General features: G+C 63.1%; 15 protein-coding genes and 1 pseudogene. 15 read left to right on the plus strand and 1 reads right to left on the minus strand.

The features are described from left to right. The first annotated feature begins 33 nt into the window (after positions 1-33). From JW897_RS04125 to JW897_RS04135, 3 genes are all read left to right on the plus strand, one after another. The gene (locus JW897_RS04125) at positions 34-1011 is read left to right on the plus strand and encodes a LysR substrate-binding domain-containing protein (protein ID WP_205465247.1); all 978 of its coding nucleotides are present in this window, start codon (positions 34-36) and stop codon (positions 1009-1011) included. 126 nt (positions 1012-1137) lie between these two features. After that, positions 1138-2601, plus strand: coding sequence for a 2-hydroxymuconic semialdehyde dehydrogenase (locus JW897_RS04130; RefSeq protein WP_205465248.1), 1464 nt, complete (start codon positions 1138-1140; stop codon positions 2599-2601). Between the two features lie 20 nt (positions 2602-2621). Continuing rightward, complete coding sequence (locus JW897_RS04135; protein WP_048414541.1) at positions 2622-3971, plus strand: MFS transporter; 1350 nt, start codon at positions 2622-2624, stop codon at positions 3969-3971. 34 nt (positions 3972-4005) lie between these two features. On the opposite strand, the gene JW897_RS04140 is transcribed toward JW897_RS04135, so the two are convergent. Then, positions 4006-4584 (minus strand): hypothetical protein, encoded by a 579-nt coding sequence (locus JW897_RS04140; RefSeq protein WP_205465249.1) that lies wholly within the window; start codon positions 4582-4584, stop codon positions 4006-4008. 399 nt (positions 4585-4983) lie between these two features. Between JW897_RS04140 and wecB the strand changes: the two genes are divergently transcribed. The 12 genes and pseudogenes from wecB (at position 4984) to JW897_RS04200 (ending at position 17968) form a co-directional block, all read left to right on the plus strand. Continuing rightward, positions 4984-6174 carry a non-hydrolyzing UDP-N-acetylglucosamine 2-epimerase gene (wecB, locus tag JW897_RS04145; protein ID WP_205465250.1) on the plus strand — a complete coding sequence of 397 codons (1191 nt, stop codon included), beginning with the start codon at positions 4984-4986 and terminating at the stop codon, positions 6172-6174. Positions 6175-6176: 2 nt separating this feature from the next. Continuing rightward, entirely contained in the window at positions 6177-7778 is a 1602-nt protein-coding gene (locus JW897_RS04150) for a glycosyltransferase family 2 protein (RefSeq protein ID WP_205465251.1), read from the plus strand. Next, a complete protein-coding gene (locus JW897_RS04155) occupies positions 7775-8788 on the plus strand; it encodes an LbetaH domain-containing protein (RefSeq protein ID WP_205465252.1) in 1014 nt (337 codons plus the stop codon). Before JW897_RS04150 ends, JW897_RS04155 begins: the two co-directional genes overlap by 4 nt. Next, positions 8785-9753: a hypothetical protein gene (locus tag JW897_RS04160; protein ID WP_205465253.1), complete on the plus strand. Its 969-nt coding sequence runs from the start codon at positions 8785-8787 to the stop codon at positions 9751-9753. The genes JW897_RS04155 and JW897_RS04160 overlap by 4 nt, the downstream gene beginning before the upstream one ends. Next, positions 9750-11627 (plus strand): polysaccharide deacetylase family protein, encoded by a 1878-nt coding sequence (locus JW897_RS04165; protein WP_205465254.1) that lies wholly within the window; start codon positions 9750-9752, stop codon positions 11625-11627. Before JW897_RS04160 ends, JW897_RS04165 begins: the two co-directional genes overlap by 4 nt. After that, the gene (locus JW897_RS04170) at positions 11617-12486 is read left to right on the plus strand and encodes a YaiO family outer membrane beta-barrel protein (RefSeq protein ID WP_205465255.1); all 870 of its coding nucleotides are present in this window, start codon (positions 11617-11619) and stop codon (positions 12484-12486) included. The genes JW897_RS04165 and JW897_RS04170 overlap by 11 nt, the downstream gene beginning before the upstream one ends. Next, positions 12483-13319: a hypothetical protein gene (locus JW897_RS04175; protein WP_205465256.1), complete on the plus strand. Its 837-nt coding sequence runs from the start codon at positions 12483-12485 to the stop codon at positions 13317-13319. The genes JW897_RS04170 and JW897_RS04175 overlap by 4 nt, the downstream gene beginning before the upstream one ends. 295 nt (positions 13320-13614) lie before the next feature. Next, the gene (locus JW897_RS04180) at positions 13615-13854 is read left to right on the plus strand and encodes a hypothetical protein (protein ID WP_048414517.1); all 240 of its coding nucleotides are present in this window, start codon (positions 13615-13617) and stop codon (positions 13852-13854) included. 256 nt (positions 13855-14110) lie between these two features. Then, positions 14111-14951 (plus strand): annotated as a pseudogene (locus JW897_RS04185) (IS5 family transposase). Next, positions 14951-15301 (plus strand): hypothetical protein, encoded by a 351-nt coding sequence (locus tag JW897_RS04190; RefSeq protein WP_205465257.1) that lies wholly within the window; start codon positions 14951-14953, stop codon positions 15299-15301. Before JW897_RS04185 ends, JW897_RS04190 begins: the two are co-directional and overlap by 1 nt. A gap of 784 nt (positions 15302-16085) precedes the next feature. Then, positions 16086-17549 carry an alpha/beta hydrolase gene (locus JW897_RS04195; protein WP_205465258.1) on the plus strand — a complete coding sequence of 488 codons (1464 nt, stop codon included), beginning with the start codon at positions 16086-16088 and terminating at the stop codon, positions 17547-17549. Positions 17550-17713: 164 nt separating this feature from the next. Continuing rightward, a complete protein-coding gene (locus tag JW897_RS04200) occupies positions 17714-17968 on the plus strand; it encodes a hypothetical protein (protein WP_205465259.1) in 255 nt (84 codons plus the stop codon). Positions 17969-18508 lie beyond the last annotated feature (540 nt).

Here is an 18508-nt window from a genome sequence, read left to right on the forward strand (position 1 = left end):
CTGCCACGCCGTCTCAACCGCACAGGAGCGCCCATGGACCCTCTCACGCCTTTTTCCGTGCAAGACATGGTGTTGAACCGGCTCAAGCTGCGGCCCTTGCTGGTGTTCGACCGGGTGCTGCGCTGTCAGTCCATCGCCCGCGCCGCGCGCGAACTGCATCTGACCCAGCCGGCGGTGACCAAGGCCATACGCGAGCTGGAGCAGCAACTGGACACCGTGCTGTTCCTGCGCGGCAACCGCGGCGTGGCCCCCACCGAATACGGCCTGTTGCTGGGCGAGCGCGTCCGGGCGGTGATCGCCGAACTGCGCTATCTGACCGACGAGATCAACGCCTTCAAGGGCGGCATCTGCGGGCACGTGATCGTGGGCACCCAGATCTCCGCCAGCGCCAGCCTGCTGCCGCAAGCCATCCTGCGCCTGAAGGCGAACGCGCCCAAGCTGCTGGTCACCGTGCGCGAGGGGCCGCAGGACTATCTGTTCCCGGCGCTGGCCGCCGGCGAACTGGACCTGGTGGTGGGCCGCTTGCCGGACCCGGAAGCGCCGCTCACCCGCAAGCTGCCGCTGCGCCACCAGCCCTTGTACCAGAACCGGCTGTGCATCGTGGCCGGCAGCCACCATCCTCTGCTGGCCGCGCCGCCGTCCAGCCTGGCCGAACTGCGCGACTGGCCGTGGATACTGCCGCCGCCGGATTCGCCGGCCCGCCAGGTGGCCGAGCAGTTCTTCCACGACGCCGGCCTCGCGCTGCCGGACAATCTGCTGGAGTCGCTGTCCTTGCTGACCAATGTCAATCTGCTGGTGGACTCGGACTGCCTGGGCCTGATGCCGCGGCTGGCGGCGCGCCGCTTCGCCGCCGCCAAGCTGCTGGCGGTGCTGCCGCTGGACGAGGTGGGACCGCCCACCGCCGTCGGCTACTCGGTGCGCGACGACAAGCCGCTGACGCCGGCCGCCAGGCAATTGATAGACAGCCTGAAATTGGCCGCCGCCGCGCTGGACGCTGCGGATCAGGTATAAGCGCGGGGAATAGCAAGACTCGATTTATTCATTTTCGCGGCGCGGGCCGTCTTTCCTACACTCGCCAACATTGCGTCGTCCGAAAAACCGCGGCGACGTCCGACCCCGTTGACGAGGAAGAGCACCATGACCCGCCCCGCCCTGCTGCCGCTGTACATCAATGGCGGCTTCGAAGAAGGAAGCGCCCGTTTCGACAATATCAGCCCGGTGGACGGCCGCCTGCTGAGCCAGGTGGTTGAAGCCGACGCCGCCCAGGTGAGCCGCGCGGTCAAAGCCGCCAGCGACGCGCTGCAAGGCCCTTGGGGCCGCTACAGCGCGCCTGAGCGCGCCGCCATGCTGCACAAGGTGGCCGACGGCATCCAGGCGCGCTTCGACGACTTCGTCGCCGCCGAAGTGGCCGACACCGGCCGGCCGCTGCACCTGGCGCGCACGCTGGACCTGCCCCGCGCCATCGCCAATTTCCGCACCTTCGCCGACCTCGCCGTCGCCCAGGTCGACGATTGCTGCGAAACCCCGCAGGCCGACGGCGGCCTGCTGTTCAACTACACCGTGCGCAAGCCGCTGGGGGTGGTGGCGGTGATCGCGCCGTGGAACCTGCCGCTCTTGCTGCTGACCTGGAAGCTGGGGCCGGCGCTGGCGATGGGCAACACCGTGGTGTGCAAGCCGTCCGAGGAGACCCCGTCGTCGGCCGCGCTGCTGGCCGAGGTGATGAACGAGGCCGGGGTTCCCGCCGGCGTGTTCAATCTGGTGCACGGCTTCGGCCCCGGCTCCGCCGGCGAATTCCTGACCCACGACCGGCTGATCAGCGCCGTCTCCTTCACCGGCGAATCGCGCACCGGCAGCGCCATCATGAAGGCGGTGGCCGACGGCGTGAAGGACATCTCCTTCGAGCTGGGCGGCAAGAACGCCGCCGTGGTGTTCGCCGACGCCGACTTCGACGCGGCGGTGGCCGGCGTGGCCCGCTCGTCCTTCTTCAATACCGGGCAGGTCTGCCTGTGCACCGAGCGGGTCTATGTGGAGCGCCCGATCTTCGAGCGCTTCGTCGCCGCGCTGAAGGAACGCGCCGAGAACCTGAAGCTGGGCTATCCCGACGAGGACGGCGTGGACCTGGGCCCGCTGGTGTCGCGCCAGCACCGCGAAAAAGTGCTGTCTTACTTCGCCCTGGCGCGCGAGGAAGGCGCGCAGGTGGTCACCGGCGGCGAGACGCCGCGCTTCGGCGACGCGCGCGATCAAGGCGCTTACGTGCGCCCGACGATCTGGACCGGCCTGCCCGACCACGCCCGCTGCGTGCGCGAGGAAATCTTCGGCCCAGTCTGCCATATCGCGCCGTTCGACGACGAGGAGGAAATCCTGAGCCGCGTCAACGACAGCCCCTACGGCCTGGCCTGCGCGCTGTGGACCCAGCGGCTGGACCGCGCCCACCGGCTGGCAAGGCGCGTCCAGGTCGGCATCGTCTGGGTCAACGCCTGGTACGCGCGCGATCTGCGCACGCCCTTCGGCGGCAGCAAGCTGTCCGGCCTCGGCCGCGAAGGCGGCCGCCATTCGCTGGACTTCTACTCCGAAATCAGCAATGTCTGCGTCAAGCTGTGACGCGCCGGGAGAACGCCGCCATGTCCGCCACCCTGGATGTTGACCGCTTCATCGACGACAGCCGTCTCGGCTCCTTCCACGCCGTCTTGCTGACGCTGTGCTTTCTGGTCATGTTCGCCGACGGCTACGACCTGGCGGCCTTGTCCTACATCGCGCCCACGCTGATGGAGCAATGGGGGCTGAGCAAGCCGCAACTGGGCCAGGCGCTCAGCGCCGCCTTGTTCGGCCTGGCCGGCGGCGCCATGCTGGGCGGCCCGCTGGCCGACCGCCTGGGCCGCAAACCCGCGGTCATCGCGTCGACGCTGCTGTTCGGCGTCGGCAGCCTGCTGACCGCGGCGGCGGATTCGCTGAGCGCCCTGACCGCTTATCGCCTGCTCACCGGCATCGGCCTGGGCGCGGCGCTGCCCAACACCATCACCCTGCTCTCCGAATACAGCCCGACGCGGCGACGCGCGCTGCTGGTCAGCGCCATGCTGTGCGGCTTTCCGCTGGGCGCGGGGGCCGGCGGTTTGTGCGCCGGCTGGCTGATCCCGCCCTACGGCTGGCGCGCGCCGCTGTGGCTGGGCGGCGCCTTCCCTCTGCTGCTGGCGCTGGCGCTGTATCGCTGGCTGCCGGAATCGGTGCGCTATCTGGCGGCGCGCCGGCGTTCCGCCGCCGACATTCGCGAGCGGCTGCGCCGCCTCGCCGCCACGCCGGAGCTGGAGCGAGCCGACGCCTTCCGCCTTGGCGAGCCCGACGGCGACGCGCCGCGCGCCGGCCTGCGCGCCGTGCTGACCCAGCCTTTGGCCTCAGGCACGCTGCTGCTCTGGCTTAGCTGCTTCATGAGCATGTTGATCTATTACCTGGTGGTGAACTGGATGCCGCTGCTGTTGAAGGAGGCCGGCCTCTCGCTGAGCCGCTTCGCCTGGATCAGCGCGCTGTTTCCGCTGGGCGGCGGCGTCGGTTCCATTCTGCTGGGCTGGTGGATGGGACGCGCCGAACCGCACCGCCTGCTGGCGGCCAACTTCGCCGCCGCCGGCCTGCTGGCCTGGGCGATAGGCGCCGCCGTCTCCCAGGGCGAGCAAGGCGGCTGGCTGGGCTTGCTGGTGTTCTGCATGGGCTTCGCTTCCGGCGGCGGACAGTCGGCGCTGGCCGCGCTGTCCGCCGCCTTCTACCCAACCCACTGCCGGGCCAGCGGCGTGGGCGGCATGTACGGCGTTGGCCGCGGCGGCGCCATCTTCGGGGTGTTGGCAGGCGCGGAGCTGATGCGCCAGCAAGCGCGGCCGGACTGGATTTTCAGCTTCCTGTTGTTTCCCGCCGCGGTCATCGCCATCGCCCTGTTGCTGAAGCGGCAGCGCTACGCGCGCGACAAGCCGGTTCTCGAAGCTTGAGCCCGCGTTAAGACCTGTTTACGCCCCGCCGCTCTCATCGCGCCGGCGCGGTGCCTTCCGCGCCAGGCGCCAAGTCTCCCTCGTTGAAACTCATTTCCATCAACTCCCCGGCGGCGTTCCGGCAGTTCACCGCGAAATCGGGCTGCTCCGGATTCTTGCTGCCGGGGTGCAGCCTGACGGAAATCACTTCCATGCAGTCCCGGGTCAGCGCCGCCCGGCGGCCCACCTCCGCCAACGCCGGCGCCCAGCGGCAGAACGCGCCGGCGGCGTAGGAGCCGGCTCCGCACAGCTCCCCGGCGGCTTGCACCGCGTCCGGCAACACCACGCCGGCAATATCCTTGAGCTCCGCCTCGTTCCTGGCCTCGGCTTGCTGCTGGCTGGGCCAGACCTTATAGCCCAGCCAGCCGGCGCCGGCCAGCAAAGCGACCACCACGACGCCCACATGCGTCCATTTCAGACGCGAAACCCGTCCCCACTCGCGCCGCGGCAGCGGCTGCGGGTACATTTCCCGATATGGCGCCTGGCACAGCGGGCATGCGTAATGCGGCGCCCGTTGGTCGCGCGGCGTATTGCCGCGCAGGTAGCCGCAGCGAAGACACTGTCTCTTTTCCATGGGCACTCCTCCCCAGATTGAAGTCAGCCGCGCTCGCCGGCGCTTTTGGTCTGCTTCTCAAACAATCAGCGCACCCCATGCGTATGTCCTTGCATGCTAGCAAGAAAATGCCATTGCAGTTTCACACCGTAGTCTCGGCCCTGGCACTAGCGCTTCGGCCAGGTGCAATCCGGCGGAATCGCGCGGCCGGCCCGGACGGGCCGCAACAGCCGCGGCGGCTTGCGAATCGCCGCTCCCCAACGCGCTCATATTAAACCTATTGATTTAAACAAATATTTAACTTTGTTTCTTTTGGCGGATGTGCTAGCTTAATTTAAACAAATAAAAACAGTAGTTTTAACAAAACAAACAAAGCCACACCCTGATGAATGGCTCACAAATCGCTGCAATGGAGACAATATGTTTACCGTACTGACAATCTTCGGCACCCGCCCGGAGGCCATCAAGATGGTGCCCGTCATTCACGCGCTGCAAGACTGCCCGGACGTGGCGTCCAAAGTCTGCGTGACCGGGCAACACCGCGAGATGCTGGATCAGGTATTGGATTTTTTCGGGATCAAGCCGGACTTCGACCTGAAGCTGATGCAACAGGCGCAGGGCCTGGCGTCCTTGACCGCCAGGCTGGTGGAAACGGTCGACAAGATCCTGGAGGAGGTCCAGCCCGACGTCGTGCTGGTCCACGGCGACACCGCCACCACGCTGGGCGCCAGCCTGGCCGCGTTTTACCGCCGGATTCCCATCGGCCACGTGGAAGCGGGCTTGCGGACCGGCGACTTGTATTCGCCCTGGCCCGAGGAAATGAACCGCCGCGTCACCGACATTCTGGCGTCTTGGCACTTCGCTCCGACGGATGAGTCCCGCCTCAACCTGCGCAATGAAAAGGTCGACCCCGACCGTATCTTCGTCACCGGCAACAGCGTCGTCGACACGCTGCAGCTGGCGGTGAAGAAGCTGGAGCAACAAGCTGATCTTAAGGCCGACATCGCCGCCGCCTTCGCCTATCTGCGGCCGGAAGCGAGGATGATTCTGGTCACCGGCCACCGCCGGGAGAAGTTCGGCGAGAAATTCGAAAGCTTCTGCCGCGCCTTGGTCAGCCTGGCGGAACGCTACCCGGACGTGGACATCGTCTATCCGGTGCATCTGAATCCCAATGTGCGCAAACCGGTGTACGCCCTGCTGTCCCGGGTGCGCAACATCCATTTGATAGAACCGCTGCAATACCTGCCCTTCGTCTATCTGATGGCCCGCTGCCACCTCATCATCACCGACTCCGGCGGCATACAGGAAGAAGCGCCGGCGCTGGGCAAACCTGTGCTGGTCACCCGGGACACCACGGAGAGACCGGAAGCGCTTGCGGCCGGCACCGCCATGCTGGTGGGCACCGAAACCGAGCTCATCGTCCAGCACGCCAGCGCCTTGCTGGAAGACGAGGCGGCCTATCAACGCATGTCCCAAGCCCACAACCCCTATGGCGACGGCTGCGCCGGCAAGCGCATCGCCGCCATTCTCTCCTCGCTGCCGCGCCAACAGCGGGAAGCGGACAAGCGCAGCCGGACCGCCGCCGCCATCGCTCCCGCGCAAGGAAGATAAGGATGGCGCCGCGAGTCCTGCTTTGGCTGACCCTGCTGGTCTGCTGCGCGCCGGCCTGGTCCGCCAGGGATGCGGCCAAGCCCGCCGGCCGTCACGCCCGCCACCACGATGCGGCCCTGTCCCCGGAAAGCCAGGCCGCCATGGCGGCCCTGCCCATTGACCCGGACGCTTCCCCCGCCGCCGTCAGCCCCAGCGTCAGCATCAAGGGAGCGTCGGACAACGTCGATCTGCGTCATACCCAGCAACTGATCCTGGACCAGATCGAAGAGGCGCGCCGCCGCACCGTCAGCCAGGAGGACGACCCCTTGCTGCAACGCGAAACCGCCACGCCCTTCATCTGGCCCTTGCGCGCGCTGAGCTTCGTGCTGTACGGGGTGGTGCTCCTTGTCGTGGTGTACGCGGCGCGCCACATGGCTTTCACCTTGAATCGGCTGTTCGGCCATCAGCGCCACCCCTATCTGGACATTGAGACGGCGCAATGGCCCAAGGTCACCGTCTTCATCGCGGCGCACAACGAGGAGGCCGTGATCGCCGACGCGATGGAAGCCTTGCTCGAATCCGACTATCCGCCGGGACGAATGATCATCATGCCCGTCAACGACCGCTCCACGGACGGCACGCGCGCCATCATAGACCGCATCGCGGCGCGCCGGCCGGACGCGATCCGGCCGTTTCACCGCACCCAGGGCAAGCCCGGCAAGGCGGCGGCGCTGAAGGACGCGACGGCCTTGATCGACACCGAGCTGTTCATCGTCTTCGACGCCGACTACCTGCCAAGCCGCGGCTTGCTCAAGCAATTGATCGCGCCCTTCTTCGACCCCGAAGTCGGCGCCGTGATGGGGCGCGTGGTGCCCTTGAACCCGGGCGCCAATCTGTTGACCCGCATGCTGGACATGGAGCGCGCGGGAGGCTACCAGGTGGATCAGCAGGCCAGGATGAATATGAAGCTGGTGCCGCAATACGGCGGCACCGTCGGCGGCATCCGCGTCGCCGCGCTCAACAGCGTCGGCGGCTGGCACGACGATGTGCTGGCCGAAGACACCGACCTGACCTACCGGCTGTTGATCGGGGGCTGGCTCACGGTCTACACCAATCGCTCCGAGTGCTACGAGGAGGTGCCGGAGAGCTGGCCGGTGCGCATCCGGCAATTGATGCGCTGGACCCGCGGCCATAATCAGGCGCTGGCGCGGCACGTCGGCCGGCTGCTGAGCACTCGCGGGGTGCAAAGGCGGGAAAAACTGGATGGGCTGCTGTTGCTGGGCACTTACGCCATGTCCCCGCTGCTGCTCTTGGGCTGGGCCATCACCCTGCTGCTGTTCTTTTTCGACAGCATGCTGCCCTCTCCCGGCGTCTTGCTGGTGCTGGCCCTGGTCTGCTACAGCGCGATGGGCAATTTCGCCGCCTTCTTCGAGATCGGCGTCGCCTGCCATCTGGACGGCAACGGCAAGCGGCTGCGCATTTTGCCTTTCGCCATTCTTGGCTTTCTCGTCAGCCTGGTCACCATTTCCCGCGCCACGCTGCGGCAGTCGCTGATCGAACCGTTCAGGAAAAACCGAACGCTGCACTGGGACAAGACCAAGCGCTACCGGAGGCAGCCGGGATGATGGCCTTTCTTTACCTGCTGGGCGCGGCGGCGCTGGTCGCCCTGCCGCTGTTGCCCGGCCTGCTGGAGCTGCTGCGCAAGACCGACACCACCGCGCTGGGCATCAATCGGCTGCACACCGGCACCGCCGACGTCTTCGCCCGCGGCTACCGGCGACGGCTGGACGCGCTGGACTCGGGCGAGTGGCGGCAAGACTGGAACGCTCGCCTGGACGCCGCCGGGCAAGCCGGCCGCCCCGTCGTGGACGAGGAGGTGTTGGCCGCAGGCGAATTGCGCATTCCCGCCCACTTCAGTTTCCTGAAAGAAATCCATTGCGACGACAACATCGTCGCCGCTCAGGGCGTGATCCTGCGCAGCGTCTTGGCCGACGGCAAGCTGAAGCTGGGGCCGGACAGCTCGATTCTGCGTTGGGCCGGCGCCGGGAACATCAATATCGCGCCGGGCAGCCAATTGTTCGGACGAGTCGTGGCGGAGAACACGCTGGACATCGCCGGGCCGGTCCGCTTCCAACGCATCCAGGCCGCCGCCATCCGCATGGGCGGTGAGCTGCGCCGGCCGGCTCCGGCAAGGCCGCTGCGGGAAGTGGACATCGAAAACCTGCGCACGCCCCACCCGTTTAACGCCGAAATGCGCCGCGCGGTGGTGGACGGCGATTTCCGCTTGCCGGAAAACAGCCTGCTGCGCGGCCACCTGGTGGTGCGAGGCGGCCTGAGCGTCGGCCCCGGCTGCCGGATAGAGGGCAGCGTCAAGGCCAGCGGACCGGTGCGTCTGGCTCGCGGCGTGCTCGTGGACGGCGCCGTCATTTCCGACCACTCCATCGTCTGCCGGGAAGACTGCCGGCTGCTGGGCCCGGTCGTGGCGGACCGGTTCGTCGCCATCGGCGCCCATTCGGCGCTGGGCGCGCCGGATTCGCCCAATACCGTCTCTTCGCGCCTGGTGCTGCTGACGCCGCCGCTGATCGCGCACGGCACCATCTGGGCCCGCGTCCGCGGCAAGGTGCGCGGACGATGATGAAGCGTCTCTGTCTGCTGCTGACCTTGTGTTGCGGAACAAGCCAGGCCGCCGCCGACCTTTTCAAGCTGCCCGGCTATCAAGACGAGGACGGCGCCATCCTGCTGCAAGCGCATGGCCGTCATGTCGACCCTTATTTCGCGATGAAGGCCTTGCTGACGGCCGAGGAACTGGGCTTGTCCATCGCGCCCGCCGCGGACGCCTGGACCGCCTGGCTGGCCCCGAGACAGGAAAGCAACGGCAGCTTCCCCCGCTTCGAACGCCAAACAAACGGCGACTGGCGCCGCGCGGCGGACGCCGACGCCGACGACTCCACGCTGGCCCTGTGGATTTCATTGCTGAGCCGGCGCTATCGGCAACAAGACATGCCGCCGGCGCTGCAGGCGTCGCTGGCGCGCGCCAGACGGGCGCTGTGGAAGTTGAGACAGCCGCGCAGCGGCATTTACGACTACGCCGCCGGCGCCAAGCTGGGCTATCTGATGGACAACGTAGAAGTTTACGCCGCGCTGCGCGACGACTGCGCCAGAACCGGCGCCGGCTGCCGGCGGGTGCGCCAGCTGGCCGCGGCGCTGCCCAAGGCGTTTTGGGAGGCCAAAACCCGGCGCTGGCGCACCGCCAGCCGCGACCTTCCCCCAGTCGCCTTCTACCCGGAGGCCGCGGCCCAGCTGTTCCCCAAGATGGTGGGCTTGCCGCCGATGCCGGGCCAAGCCTCCTTCGACGCCTGGCTGCTCGGCGAAGGCCGGCCCTGGCTTGCCCAGGACCCGCCGCAACTGGACTTCCCCTGGGGCCTGCTGGCGCTGGCCGCGCTGAGGGACGGCCGCGAGGACGCGGCGCGGGCCTGGCTGCGGCAAGCGGCGCCCGCGCGCGGAACCCCGCGCTGGAATGTGCTGGAAGAAGCGGTTTTTCAAGGATTGGCGCTCCGCCTGGCCGCAACGGCGGAGCCAGAACAAAGGCTGGAAGAATGAACAAGATTCGATCATGTCCCCGCTGGGTAGTCATCATCCTGCTGCTGGGACTCTTGCTGGCGGCAAGCGCGATATGGCATGGCCTGCGCGCCAAGCAAGCGCCGCCGCCCGCCGCCTTCATCGCCTTGCTGCTGCCGGACAAGCCGGCCAGCAACAAATACGCGCTGGCCTGGCAAGACGCCGCCAACGAGGGCGGCGTGGCGATGATGCAGATCAGCGCCAGCCAGCTGGTGGACATGGAACCGGAACAACGCGCCCGCCTCCGCGGCATCATCTTGCCGGACACCATACACCGTTACGTCGACGCGGCCTTGACCGGGGTATTGGAAGAATACGTGCGGGCCGGCGGCGCCTTATGGATCAACTACGACGCCGCCAGCGAAAACGCCGGCGGCCGCTTTCTGGAAAAGCCGGCGCTCGCGCGCCTGGTGGGCGTGGATTATCTGCTGTACCGGGAGTTGGGCAAGCAGATGGTGCGCAGGGATTTGATGCTGATGCCGCCTTCCGCCGTCGCCGAGCTCGGCATCACCCCCGGCCGCTTCCAGCCCTATTCGGAAGGCCAGTCCGCCCTGCTGCAAGCCTCGACCTACGGCTACGACCAGGCCGCCTTCAGCTACCTGGCCACCCGCGGCCGCTTCCCGGGCCGCGTGCTGGCCCAAGGGCCGGACGGCACCTTGATCGCCGGCCTGCGCGACTACGGCCGCGGCAAGGTTTTATTCGTCAACCTGCCGGTCACCTTCCTCAAAATACGCACCGACGGCTTGTGGCTGCAGTCCTATCTGAGCTTTTTCAATACGCAGGTGCTGCGCCTGCCCCAGCTGGCCGCCGTGCCGGACGGCGTGGGCGGCCTGGTGATGAACTGGCACGTCGACGACGCCAACGCCATCCCCTATCTGGACCTGCTCGAAAAACTGGGGTTTCTCGAACAGGGTCCGTATTCCGTCCATTTCACCACCGGCCCGGACACCAACCAGCCCGGCGACCATCGAGGCATGGATCTCGCCCATAACCCGCGAGCCCAGGATTGGGTGCGCCGCCTGCGCGGGCTGGGCTACGACATCGGCGCGCACGGCGGCTGGGCGCACAACTACTTCGCCTTCAACATCAACGAGCGCAACGGCAAGCAATGGGCGCCCTATCTCGCCAACAACAAGCAAGACCTTGAGCGCCTCATCCAGCAGCCGCTCGCCGAATATTCCGCGCCCAACGGCCACCATCCGGACTGGGTGACCGCCTGGCTGCGCCAACACGGCGTACAGGCTTATTACTACGTGGGCGATCTGTCCATGGGGCCGACCCGGGCCTACATCGATCCGGCCGACATGCACGGCCGCCCCTGGGCTTTTCCGGTATCGGCCAACGGCGGCATCGCCTCCTTCGAGGAGGCGGTGCGCAACAAGCTGCCCAGCGCCCAGATGACGCTGTGGCTGCAGGACATGACGCGCTTCGCCGCGCAACAGCGGGTGGCGCGCCTGGTCTACTTCCATCCTCCCGGCGTCTACTTCTACCAGCAGACGGTCCGGCAATGGCTGGCCCAAACCCGGACGCTGCGCGAACAGGGCGTGTTTCACTGGTACACGATGACCCAGCTGTCCCGCTTCCTGTCCCAACGCGAACTGACTCAATGGCAAGTCGCGCCGGCGCAAGGGCGGGATGCGTCCTGGGTCAGCGTCAGCGCGCACAACCCGAAGACCTTGGCGCGGCAAAGCTGGCTGCTGCCCAAAACCCCTGCGCGGCCGGTGCTGCGGTCCGGCCAGGCAAATATCGAAGCGCTGCCGGACGCCTGGCGGATCACCGCCCAATCCGGACAAGACCTGAGATTTGAATACGCGCAAACCGCGAGCGCAACGATGGAGACCCGCCATGCTCAGTAAACGACTAGCGCAAATCGGCCTGCTGGCCCTGTGCCTTGCCGGCCCTGCCCGCGCCGACCAGACGGCCGCGCCGGAAACGGCCGAGGCGGCGCCCGCTCCCGCCGAGGTCGAAGCCTATTCACCGCCGTCGGCGCCGGAGCCGTATGCTTGGGCGCGCAGCATCGAGATCGGCGCGCAGCACTCCCGCCTCACCGGGGACAATCCGGCCTGGGACGCCGTCTACCTGTCCGGCGTCTGGCAGACCGACGCCGGCAACGTCTTCGATTGGGTCGCCGAACAAGACAGCCGTTTCGGCGAGCGGGGCCTGGCCTTGAACGGCGGCTGGAACCACGACATCAACCCCGACTGGTACGGCAGGCTGGAGCTGGGCCGCAGCAGCGGCGGCACCTTCTGGCCCGGCACCCATTACGGCGCCGCCCTCAACCGCAAATGGCTGCCCGCCCGCAACCTGGTCACCAGCTTCGGCCTGGCCTACAACGACAACCGCCAAGGCTATAGCGACCGCATTCTGACCCTGGGCATGGCCTACTACTTCGACGCGCCCTGGGTGGTGGAAGCCGGCGTGCACCGCACACTGAGCAATCCCGGCAGCGTGACCTCGATGCAGGGCTACGGCGCGGTGACCTATGGCCGCGACCGCTGGCGCCTGCTCACCCTGGCCGTCAACGCCGGCGGCGAAGGTTATATGCCCATCGGCGTCGACCAGCCCAAGCAGAGCTTCGACAGCCAGCTGTATCAACTGAGCTGGAGAGAATGGATAGGCCGGCACTGGGGCGTCCATGCCGCGATCGAGCGCTACCACAGCCCCTATTACGAGCGCACCGGCGTCACCACCGCCGTGTTCTGGAACCTGCCATGAGCCTTCAGGAACGTCTGCACCGCTTCAAGGCGCTGCGCCACACCGGCCATGGCGGCGAGCACATCGCCCTGCACCGGGCGATGCGCACCGAACCTTTCCGGCGCCTCCGCTGGCTGGAGATCATCGGCCTGCCGCTGCTGTTCAACCTCTTGCTGCTCAAATTCCTGCCGGAGACGCTCGCGCTCTGGCGGCAGATCACGCAATGGAGCATAGAGGCGACCGGCGTGCCCGCCCAACTCTCCAGTCTGCAGGTCTTGAACGGACTGACGCCGGGGCTGTGGCTGCCGTGGCTGGATCTGCCGGCGTCGGTGCCCTCCTTCTGGCAATGGTGGGGCAACGGCCTCATCGGCTTGCTGCTGCTGTCGCTGTCGTTTTTGATCAGCCCGGAAAGCATGCCCGCGCGTTATCTGCTGCGCTTGTTCGTCATCATCCAGAGCAGCTCCTGCGTTTACTTCGCGCTATTGCCGGCGGCCTTCAACCACTCCCTGCCCGAGTACCACAGCTCCTGCCTGACCTTTGTGCTGATCCTGCTGTTCTTGATGCCCTGGGTGCACGCGCTGACCTTTCACGTGCTGGAAAAGCCGGTCTGGCACAAACTCGCTCTCAGCGGCGTTTCCCTGGCCTATCTGCTGCTGGAGGCGCCGCTGCATTATTTCGCCGCCGCCCTGGCGCTGCACTACGGCTCGCTGCTGTTCATGCCCCTGCTGTTCATACTGGGCAGCTTGATGGTGGAAGTGATGATGATGATTGCGCTGTACGCCTGGGCGATGAGCTGGGAGGAAGGCCTCCCGATCGGGTTCGGCAGCGCTCGTCGACCGAAACCGGAAATCTGAATCGAGAACGGGGCTTGCGCCTCGTCTCCGCCCGACCTAAGGGCCAGTTCAAAGTCTTGCGAGCCAGGGTGAGACAAGGCGAAAACGAGCGAGAAAGCGGAATGTACGAAGGGTACATAAGCATTTCGAAGTGGGTTCCAACGCCCTTTTCTATCCATCCCGCCGAAGCGCAGCAGGCTTTGAACAGGTTCAAAGCGCGCGACCTTATCGCGAGGGCGGCAGACCATCCCGCGGTCGAATCCGCGCGCAAGACGTGTATGCTGTTATGCGAACCAAAATCAAACTCAGGGGGCATATGGGCTTCAGCGCAAATGAAAAAGACAAGATGGTGGCCCTGAAGGGCGTCGGCGCCACCGTCGTGTCCAGACTGGAACAAATCGGCTTTTCCTCCTTGGTGCAACTGGCGGAGCAGGACCCGGCGCTGCTCACGCGCCAGATCGCCGACATGATGGGGTCCAGCTGCTGGCACAACAGCCCGCAGGCCAGATCCGCAATCCAGGCCATCATCGATTTAGCGCGAACCGAGCGCGGCTGAACCGCCACGAACGGCGAACACGCTATGGCCGCCCACGTCAGATAAAAAGAGGCCGCAAGCTAGCTGCGCACTTTAGCCCGATCCGGCATATTGATTCTCACGCTCCAACCGCCTCCCGGTTCAGCCCGCGCTCAAATACGCGGACATCGACGGAGGCATCAAATAGCTGGCAAGCCCTTGGGCACCTCGAAAAACCTAGACAAACACACCTGCTGTTAAGATTACGTTGTCCCAAACCTTGCCGAGTTTGAGCCCGATGAAACAGCGCAACGTCATCAAGAACGACCTGTTCGCCGCCGATCATCACCGCCGGAAGATTGACCGGCTGGGCGATCCGCTCTCCGAGATCGAGCAGCACATCGACTTTGCTACTTTAGCTGCTGAGATCGAACGGGCGGCACCGAGACCGGTCAGCCCGCAGGGCGGTCGACCGCCGTTTCCGACCGAAACGATGGTACGGATTCTGGTGCTCAAGCGACTTTACAGCCTGTCCGACGAGCAGATGGAGTATCAACTGCTCGACCGCATGAGTTACCAGCGTTTCTGCGGTTTGAACCACGCCGTTAATATTCCCGACCACACCACGATCTGGACCTTCGAGAGCCGGATCGGCGAGACCGGCGCTCATGCGCTGTTCGACGGCGTGTCGGCCCAGTTGCTCAAGCAGGGCTATATCGCACGAGGCGGTCAGATTATTGACGCGACGCTGGTGCCGGCGTCGAAGCAGCACAACACTACAAGCTGTCGGTGAACGTCGACAATAAATACAAACTGATCCGTAAGTTCGAGACCGACACCGCCAGCACGCACGACAGCCCGCATTTCGACAAGGTCTTCGATACCGGCAACACAAGCCGGGACGTTTACGCCGACCGCGGCTACCCGTCCGAAGTGCATGAAGCTCAGCTTGCGCAGGATGGATTCCGAAACCAGATTCAGCGCAGGGGTACACCAACAAGCCGCTGTCCGACTGCCAGCAGCAACGCAAGCAGCGCATTGCCAGGGTGCGTGCGAACTTCGCGCTGACGATGATGGCGACCTGCTACAACCTGAAGCGATTGGTATTTCTCTGCAAGGCGGGAATCCAAGCCTTCTGATGCTCGAACTCGCCTGGATCGCCGGTTTGAGCGGAGAGCCGAGCAAAAAATCACGTGACGCATCCCAAAAAATGGCAGCTCATCTCGGAAGTTGCGCCGAATGTGGTCGCGGTTATCATGTTGCGGCCAGGTTCACTGAAAATATCAGGTTATTCGAAGTGGCCTTCAATGCCCTACGGCAACTCGAAGCATATGAAACCATTCGCAACAACACTAAGCAACACCCAATTGCGATATGCGGAACTATTGCTTCGATAAAACCAACCTCAAAGAACAAGGCGATTAACCTGAAAAAAAGTAAAGCCATAAAACGCCCTGACCTGCCTGATAATTGCGTCAATATTGAATGATCCATATTCCCAAAAGATTCCAGCTAGGCCGATGGGCTCTCTGAGGAAGATGAAATCATTGCCTTTGGAATGTGGACCCGCCGTCCAGATCAGAATGGGCGCTTTGAAAAGCCCATTAAATACAAAACAGTCACAACCAGAAAATTAAATCTCAACCCACACTTAAAGAGGCAGATATTTAAAATTCAACGGCGATAGCCAGCATGCCTTGAATGTACATCTGTAATAAACAAGCCCGCCACCCAGCGGGCTTTATTTTTGGCGTAATCGCACCAAGAGATGAACATTGCAGCCAAGGACGAGCAATTGGCCACGCTGGCGCCTCGACCGCAACGCTGCAAGTGCCACTGAGGGCATTCCGAGGCTCACGGCGTAATGTGCGACCGAACCGCGGATCGTGCACCTGTTTTTCCGGCCTGAGCCGAAGAAAAGGAGGTCCGCCGACACGCGGTGCTCGCTTGACCAGGTTGAGCGTCGCGTCGGCGACATCCCCAGGGGCAAGTTCACGAGCGCGGACGTCGCCTAGCTCTTGTACCTGAGTATCGAGTCGGCGCGGTAAATCTACATAGATGCCGTCAACGCCGGACTGCTGCGGATTGTACGTACAAATAGACAGCAGAAGATACACAAGAAAGTGGGGAAATGGCATAAATCACACTGGTATAGTCGTGACGGCAACTATCAACTGCCCGGCAGCCAGAGGCAAGCTCATATAACGCGCCATAAGCGTATGGCGACTTCTGGCCCCTTATACATGCCAGACAACTACACTGGGGATAGCCAAATGAATTACTTCATGTCCATACTAATATTGATGAGCGTCATATCATTTAGCACCGAGGCGTCAACAATCCAATGGCAAAATTGCTCAGACTTGAAGTTCCGCCACTGGTTTAAATACCCTCCTAATCCCAAGCTTCAGTGCGGGCACCTTGACGTGCCATTGAAATACATCAGTGGAACAAGTCTTAAAGAGCAGGATTTCGGAAGTCATGTCAGGCTTGCTCTGACTCGGCTGCCTGCCAAAGGGGTGAGTAAGGGTTCACTTTTGATTATCAGCGGAGGGCCTGGTTATTTTGGAATTAACCCATGGGTAGATATAGAAGGATCCGCCAAGAAAATACATGAATCTTGGGACATCGTGGGGTACGACCCTAGAGGGGTCGGGCAGTCTAAGCCCATAATAGACTGCACAATAATAGAAGAGCCGTCAACTCCCGAAAATTACAACAAAGACCTGATAAATGCCTGTGTTAAATACACAGGCATTGATATTCTGAAGCACATGGGTACTGACGAAGCTGCAAGTGACGTGGATCGTATTCGGCAAGCTGTAGGAGATAAAAAACTATCAGCAATAGCATACTCATACGGAACTCAAGTCGGCTTGATTTATGCGGAGCGTTTTCCCAATAATGTGCGGGCCATGGTGCTTGACGGTGTTGTAGACATTGATGAAGCAAAAGATAGTTATAGCATGCGAGAGAATCAGGAAAGAGGATACCAGGCGACTTTCGAACGATTTGCTGCGTGGTGCGCAAGAACAAAAAAATGCCCGCTTTCTGCCGATAAATCCGTTGCAACTCAGCAGTACGTTGACCTGTTAAACAAGCTGCACTCTACACCGTTATCCAGGGCAGATGGTCAGCAGGTATCAGCCAATGAGCTGAAATCACTAACCACCTCGCTCTTAATATGGCATTCATCTTGGCCGGATTTGGCAACAGCAGTAAGGCAGCTTAGTAAAGGTGTTGTCGGAAAAAAAGTAGAACAAATCTTGGGCCAGCAGGAGTCTGATTCAATTTCATACCTGTCGGAGGATGCTCTTAATGTCATATCTTGTGTCGACTTCTCTCCCTCTGGACTCAGCCAGGATGATATCCTTTATCGGAGACGAAAAATAAAAGAAGCGTTCCCTGCAATCAATTTCCAGCCCCAGGAGCCAGACCCGGTTGAACTGTGCGATATGTGGCCTTGGAAGAGTAACTTTCATTCGAGACGTCCTGCTAGCATACCCGCCTTGCCTCAGTTGCTTTTTGTCGCGCAGCGACATGACCCTACGACCCCATGGCAGAATGCAAGAACTATGGCGACTCAATTTAAAGGCACATTGATTACTCTGGAAGGAGATGGGCACACGCTAGCATTAGCGGGGAAGGAAAAATGCGTGGACAAGGCGATTATCGACTATCTCAATGCTCCTGATAAAAAACAAGATGATAAATCATGTCATAGAGCGCGTCATTGATCGAAAAGGTTGTTTTGTAGTGACGCTTTCATGAGTCTATTTCTGATCATTTCTTTCCCGTGATTCACCATTTACCCCCCTGCTCCTGGCAAAGGATAGAGGGTTTTCTTTTTGGAAATACACACGCCCCCGCAACACTTGCAAGAAGCCACAGCATCAACGGCGTGTTCGTCTTCGAAATGAACGACTGCGATTGGGTAGTGGCGCGCTCTGCCGAAGAGGCCGCCGACTGGTACATGGATATCGCGGCGCCATTGGACTATGCGGGCATGCGCGCGCTGACCGCTGAAGAACTCGACGAGTTTGATTATTTCCTTGAGCGCCGCGGCGGCCCGGCCATCTCCTTCCGTCAGCGGCTGCAACAGATCGTCGCCGATGGCTCCTTCATTCCCAACTTGTTTGCATCGACGAATTTTTGATGACCGGCTGCTGGATAGACACCAGCTATCGAGATGGCCGGATGGTAATTCGATGGGTCGCACACGCGACCCTTTCTTATTAGGTGTGGGCATGAATGCAGTCACCCGCCCGGCTCTGCGCTGCCACGGCGCGAAGTTCAGGCTTGCGCCGTGGATCATGGGCTTCTTCCCGCCGCACCGCTGCGATGATTGAAAACCGGCCGCGGCACCGCCGTTCGGACCGAATGCACATGGCTCACCCCCGCATGCAGCGCCGCGCTGCATCAGAACGATCTTTTCAAGGAGATTGCGTGATGCAACAGAACCTGATCGACGCCGCGCGCGACATTATCGCGGCAGACCGCGCCGGCGCACGCCTAGTGGCCAATGTTATTTAGAGCCGCTAACAAAACCTCGCAGAGAAGCTGTGCCAGGGCGCGCCGACGCAGGCAGCACAAGTGGTACGACAAGGAGGCGCAACGCAGGATCAGGGTTTTTGTTAGCGGGTCTTAGAACGTGTTTACGATCTCGCGAGCTAAGGCGAGACAAGGCGAAAACGAG

This window comes from Chromobacterium alkanivorans, from assembly GCF_016937655.1.
GTDB lineage: Bacteria > Pseudomonadota > Gammaproteobacteria > Burkholderiales > Chromobacteriaceae > Chromobacterium > Chromobacterium alkanivorans.

Coding starts and splice junctions, on each gene's coding strand:
- JW897_RS04125 (WP_205465247.1), top strand. CDS start 34: ATGGACCCTCTCACGCCTTTTTCCGTGCAAGACATGGTGTTGAACCGG.
- JW897_RS04130 (WP_205465248.1), top strand. CDS start 1,138: ATGACCCGCCCCGCCCTGCTGCCGCTGTACATCAATGGCGGCTTCGAA.
- JW897_RS04135 (WP_048414541.1), top strand. CDS start 2,622: ATGTCCGCCACCCTGGATGTTGACCGCTTCATCGACGACAGCCGTCTC.
- JW897_RS04140 (WP_205465249.1), bottom strand. CDS start 4,584: ATGGAAAAGAGACAGTGTCTTCGCTGCGGCTACCTGCGCGGCAATACG.
- wecB (WP_205465250.1), top strand. CDS start 4,984: ATGTTTACCGTACTGACAATCTTCGGCACCCGCCCGGAGGCCATCAAG.
- JW897_RS04150 (WP_205465251.1), top strand. CDS start 6,177: ATGGCGCCGCGAGTCCTGCTTTGGCTGACCCTGCTGGTCTGCTGCGCG.
- JW897_RS04155 (WP_205465252.1), top strand. CDS start 7,775: ATGATGGCCTTTCTTTACCTGCTGGGCGCGGCGGCGCTGGTCGCCCTG.
- JW897_RS04160 (WP_205465253.1), top strand. CDS start 8,785: ATGATGAAGCGTCTCTGTCTGCTGCTGACCTTGTGTTGCGGAACAAGC.
- JW897_RS04165 (WP_205465254.1), top strand. CDS start 9,750: ATGAACAAGATTCGATCATGTCCCCGCTGGGTAGTCATCATCCTGCTG.
- JW897_RS04170 (WP_205465255.1), top strand. CDS start 11,617: ATGCTCAGTAAACGACTAGCGCAAATCGGCCTGCTGGCCCTGTGCCTT.
- JW897_RS04175 (WP_205465256.1), top strand. CDS start 12,483: ATGAGCCTTCAGGAACGTCTGCACCGCTTCAAGGCGCTGCGCCACACC.
- JW897_RS04180 (WP_048414517.1), top strand. CDS start 13,615: ATGGGCTTCAGCGCAAATGAAAAAGACAAGATGGTGGCCCTGAAGGGC.
- JW897_RS04190 (WP_205465257.1), top strand. CDS start 14,951: ATGCTCGAACTCGCCTGGATCGCCGGTTTGAGCGGAGAGCCGAGCAAA.
- JW897_RS04195 (WP_205465258.1), top strand. CDS start 16,086: ATGAATTACTTCATGTCCATACTAATATTGATGAGCGTCATATCATTT.